Genomic DNA, 4233 nt, shown 5'->3' with positions numbered 1-4233 from the left:
GAGTCCGATCCGCTTCCTCAGCCCTTTTCGCCTTGTTTGTCTCTAGCTCGCGAGGTCGTGAAACAGGTTCTTTGACGAAAACGCCGGCAAGGATGCCGGCGCCGATCAAATTTTAACCAATACGGACTGCCGTTGAACAGGGCCCGCCGGGTTCAACCCGCCAGATCGTGCTTGCTGCCGCCGCGGCAGGTGGGCGAATCCGGTGCCTGGCCCTGGGCCGCCCACTCCGCCGGGGTGTAGGTGTGCAGCGCCAGGGCATGGAACTGGCCCATGAGTTCGCCCAGGGTGCCGTAGACCTTCTGGTGGCGCTTCACCGCGTTGAGGCCGGCGAAATGTTCGCTGACCACCACCGCCTTGTAGTGGGTCTCCTGGCCGCGGCTGTGCATGTGGCTTTCGTCCAGCACCTCCAGGTGCTCGGGTTGCAACAGGCCCAGGCTGGACTGGATACGTTCGCGCATGCTCATGGGGATACCTCGACTGTGAGAAGCGTCATTCTAGCGAGCCTGGGCGCCGCCCGGAAAAGACAAAGCCCGGAACGGGTCCGGGCCTTGTGGCAAGGCTGAATCAGCGCTTGGCGGGCGGGGGTGCGTTCTCGGCACCGGCCGGCGGCTTCACGCCCAGCTCCTTGTCCATCTCGGCGAGGATGCCGTTGACCTTGGGCACCGCCTGCTCCAGTTTGGCCTGGGTCAGCTGGGCGGACTGCGCCGACAGGCGCGGCAGGGTGGCGATCATCTTCTTGCCCAGATCGGACTGGTAGAACTTGATCAGGCCTTCCAGCTCGTCTTCGGTGAAGTTGTCGGTGTACAGCTTGACCATCTCGGGCTTGATCTTTTCCCAGCCGATGGTGCTGTCCAGCGCCTGGTTGGCGCGGGCGGTGTAGCTTTCCAGCACGGCTTTCTTGGCCGGCGACTTGGCCTGCTCGAAGTGCTGGGCGAAGAGCTGCTGGACCTGGGCGTAGACCGGCGTGGTCAGCTTGTCGGCGTTGGCCAGCTTGAGAAAGCGCTCCGCGTCGGCCGCGTGGCTCTTGGCATCGGCCAGGGCGAAGCTGCTGGCGCTGGCGAGCACAACGACGGCGCCAAGCGTACGGAGGGTCTTCTTCATGGGCATCCTTCAGGAGGCTGAAAATGGACCGCGAGTGTGCCACAGAGCGGCTGAACCTGGCCTGAACTTATCGAGAACGGCCACATAATTGAGAACACTTCCTATTTGGGAACCCTGGCGCTAACCTGCTGCCCAAGTTAGCTGGACCCTACCTCATCAACGGAGACCGCCATGAGCCGTACCGAAACCGATAGCATCGGCCCCATCGAAGTAGCCGACGACGTCTACTGGGGCGCCCAGACCCAGAGGTCGCTGGAAAACTTCGCCATCGGCAACCAGCAGATGCCGCTGGCGGTGGTGCATGCCCTGGCAACGGTGAAGAAGGCGGCCGCACGGGTCAATCTGCGCCTTGGCGAACTGCCGGAAGATGTCGCCACCCTGATCGAGAAGGCCAGCAGCGAGATCCTCGACGGCTTCCACGATGACCAGTTCCCCCTGGTGGTCTGGCAGACCGGCAGCGGCACCCAGAGCAACATGAACGTCAACGAGGTCATCGCCGGGCGCAGCAACGAACTGGCCGGCAACGGCATGGGCGGCAAAAAGCCGGTCCATCCCAATGACCACGTCAATCGCGGCCAGAGCTCCAACGACTGCTTCCCCACCGCCATGCACATCGCCACCGCCCTGGCGGTACAGAACGACCTGCTGCCGGCCATCGCCGAGCTGTCCGGCGGCCTGGCGCTGCAATCGGCGCGCTACCAGAATCTGGTCAAGACCGGCCGCACCCACATGATGGACGCCACCCCGGTGACCTTCGGCCAGGAGCTGTCGGCCTTCGTCGCCCAGCTGGATCTGGCCGAGCGCGCCATCCGCAACGCCCTGCCGGCGGTCCTGGAACTGGCCCAGGGCGGCACCGCCGTGGGCACCGGCCTCAATGCGCCCAAGGGCTTCGACGAAGCCATCGCCAAGGAAATCGCCGAACTCACCGGCCTGCCCTTCGTCACCGCGCCGAACAAGTTCGCCGCCCTCGCCGGCCATGAACCGCTGGTGGCCCTGCACGGTGGCCTCAAGACCCTGGCCGTGGCGCTGATGAAGATCGCCAACGACCTGCGCCTGTTGGGTTCGGGTCCGCGCGCCGGTTTCGCCGAGGTGAAGCTGCCGGCCAACGAGCCGGGCAGTTCCATCATGCCGGGCAAGGTCAACCCGACCCAGTGCGAGGCCCTGTCGATGCTGGCCTGCCAGGTGATCGGCAACGACGTGACCGTCGGTTTCGCCGCCAGCCAGGGCCATCTGCAGCTCAATGTCTACAAGCCGGTGATCGCCCACAACGTGCTGGAGTCCATCCGCCTGCTGGCCGATGGCAGTCGCAACTTCAACACCCATTGCGTCACCGGCATGGAGCCGGATGAGCACAAGATGGCCGAGCATCTGGAACAGGGGCTGATGCTGGTGACGGCGCTCAATCCGCACATCGGCTACGACAAGGCCGCCGAGATCGCCAAGAAGGCCTATGCCGAGAACAAGACCCTGCGCGCTGCCGCGCTGGAGCTTGGCTATCTGACCGATGCGCAGTTCGACGAGTGGGTCCGTCCGGAAACCATGCTGGAAGCCGGTGGCCGTGGCTGAGGCCCGCGGCGCCACGCCGCTGGAGGGAGATGGCCGGCGCCTGCTGGTCATCCAGGGCAATCCCAAGCGCACCAGTTTCTGCCAGTCGCTGGCCGACGCCTATGTCCTAGGCGCCCAGGCCAGCGGCCAGGTTGTGCGTCAGCTCAAGCTGGCCGACGCCCAGTTCGATCCGGTGCTGCGCGAAGGCTATGACCTCTCCCAGACCCTGGAGCCGGATCTGCTGGAAGCCCAGCGGCAGATCCACTGGGCCGAGCACCTGGTATTCATCTATCCGGTGTGGTGGAACGGCCTGCCGGCGGTACTGGCGGGTTTTCTGGAGCGAGTGCTGCAACCGGGCTTCGCCTTTGCCCAGCGCGACCAGACCTGGGGTGGCGAGCCGCTGCTGACCGGCCGCAGCGCCGAGTTGCTGGTGACCTCCGACACCCCGCCCTCCCCCTGGCAACGCCTGCGCAACCAGGCGCCCCATCGCCAGGGCATCCAAGAAGGCCTGGAAGCCTGCGGCATCCAGGTGCTGCAGGTCCACGAGTACTCGCCGGTGCGAGCGGCGGACGAGGAACAGCGGCTGCGCTGGTTGCAGGAAGTGGAGCGGTTGGGGCGGAACGAATAGTCCACCCAAGGGCCTTGGTAGGTTGGGTTGAGCGCCAGCGAAGCCCAACAGCACTTCGACATTGGCCCTGTTGGGCTTCGACGATGGCGCCGTCTCAGCCCGACCTACGGGTCTACCGCGACCAACCCCGAATCAAGCTCCGGGCATAACCAAAGCGCCTTTTATTTTTTCTCCTGCGGATCATCCATCGGCACCATCAGCTCTCCTTTCGTCCGCGGAGCTCCGCCATGACCCGCTATCTCATCCTTCCTGGCTGGCAAGGTTCCGGCCCCGATCACTGGCAGACCCACTGGCAGCGGCTGCTGACTGACGCCCATCGCGTCGAGCAGGACGACTGGCAGCGCCCCGATCCGCAGCTCTGGGTCGCCGCGCTCGACAGTGCCATCGCCCAGGCCAATGCGCCGGTGGTGCTGATCGCCCATAGCCTGGGCTGCGTGACCGTCGCCCGTTGGGCGGTCAGTGCCCCGGTGGCCCGCCGGCAGCGGGTGCTGGCGGCCTTGCTGGTGGCGCCGGCGGACGTCGAGCGCCCGGATTGTCCGGCGGAACTCCAGGGTTTCGCGCCCTTGCCGCGGCAGCCACTGCCCTTCCCTTCCAGGACAGTGACTTCGGACAACGATCACGCCATCAGTCTCGCCCGGGCCGAAGCCCTGGCACGCGACTGGGATAGCGACCTGGACATCCTCCCGGGTGCCGGCCATATCAATACCCGCTCCGGGCATCGGCAGTGGGAAGAAGGTCTGCTGCAGCTGGCCAAGTTGGGGTCGAGCCAGGGCCTGCGCGTCGCCTGATCCCTGTCCTTCCAAGTCTTTCACACTGCCCCGGTCCCAGGCGCTTCCCTGGCTCAGCCGGGGCGTTGGCGTGTCTGCCCCGGGCAGCGGCTGGCCTTCTCGATCCGGGAAAATGTTGGGCTTCGCTGCGCTCAACCCAACCTTGTATCTCTCCTGGGTAATGGGATTAGC

5 protein-coding genes are annotated in these 4233 nt (G+C 65.5%); 3 read left to right on the top strand and 2 right to left on the bottom strand.

Going from position 1 to position 4233, the window contains the following annotated elements; translation table 11 throughout:
- Positions 1-152 precede the first annotated feature (152 nt).
- Both GSQ95_RS24730 and GSQ95_RS24725 read right to left on the bottom strand, forming a co-directional pair.
- On the bottom strand, positions 153-464 hold the full coding sequence (locus GSQ95_RS24730) for a BolA family transcriptional regulator (protein ID WP_064309449.1): 312 nt from the start codon (positions 462-464) through the stop codon (positions 153-155).
- A gap of 100 nt (positions 465-564) precedes the next feature.
- Positions 565-1101, bottom strand: a complete 537-nt coding sequence (locus tag GSQ95_RS24725) for a DUF2059 domain-containing protein (protein WP_133862822.1) — start codon at positions 1099-1101, stop codon at positions 565-567.
- Positions 1102-1272: 171 nt separating this feature from the next.
- Here GSQ95_RS24725 and GSQ95_RS24720 point away from each other — a divergent pair, with 171 nt between their 5' ends.
- The 3 genes from GSQ95_RS24720 to GSQ95_RS24710 all read left to right on the top strand — a co-directional run bounded on the left by GSQ95_RS24720 (position 1273) and on the right by GSQ95_RS24710 (position 4062).
- Positions 1273-2667, top strand: coding sequence for a class II fumarate hydratase (locus tag GSQ95_RS24720; protein WP_158896681.1), 1395 nt, complete (start codon positions 1273-1275; stop codon positions 2665-2667).
- Entirely contained in the window at positions 2654-3274 is a 621-nt protein-coding gene (locus GSQ95_RS24715) for an NAD(P)H-dependent oxidoreductase (RefSeq protein WP_133862824.1), read from the top strand. The genes GSQ95_RS24720 and GSQ95_RS24715 overlap by 14 nt, the downstream gene beginning before the upstream one ends.
- Positions 3275-3501: 227 nt before the next feature.
- Positions 3502-4062: an alpha/beta hydrolase gene (locus GSQ95_RS24710; RefSeq protein WP_158896682.1), complete on the top strand. Its 561-nt coding sequence runs from the start codon at positions 3502-3504 to the stop codon at positions 4060-4062.
- Positions 4063-4233 lie beyond the last annotated feature (171 nt).

The organism is Pseudomonas sp. BAV 4579 (genome assembly GCF_009765395.1).
Lineage (GTDB): Bacteria > Pseudomonadota > Gammaproteobacteria > Pseudomonadales > Pseudomonadaceae > Chryseomonas > Chryseomonas aestiva.
Note: the sequence above shows the minus strand (reverse complement) of the source record. Positions and strands in the feature narration are given on the sequence as shown.

Bases quoted from the DNA above. Each gene is read 5' to 3' on its own strand.
- GSQ95_RS24730 (WP_064309449.1), bottom strand. From the start codon at position 464: ATGAGCATGCGCGAACGTATCCAGTCCAGCCTGGGCCTGTTGCAACCC.
- GSQ95_RS24725 (WP_133862822.1), bottom strand. From the start codon at position 1,101: ATGAAGAAGACCCTCCGTACGCTTGGCGCCGTCGTTGTGCTCGCCAGC.
- GSQ95_RS24720 (WP_158896681.1), top strand. From the start codon at position 1,273: ATGAGCCGTACCGAAACCGATAGCATCGGCCCCATCGAAGTAGCCGAC.
- GSQ95_RS24710 (WP_158896682.1), top strand. From the start codon at position 3,502: ATGACCCGCTATCTCATCCTTCCTGGCTGGCAAGGTTCCGGCCCCGAT.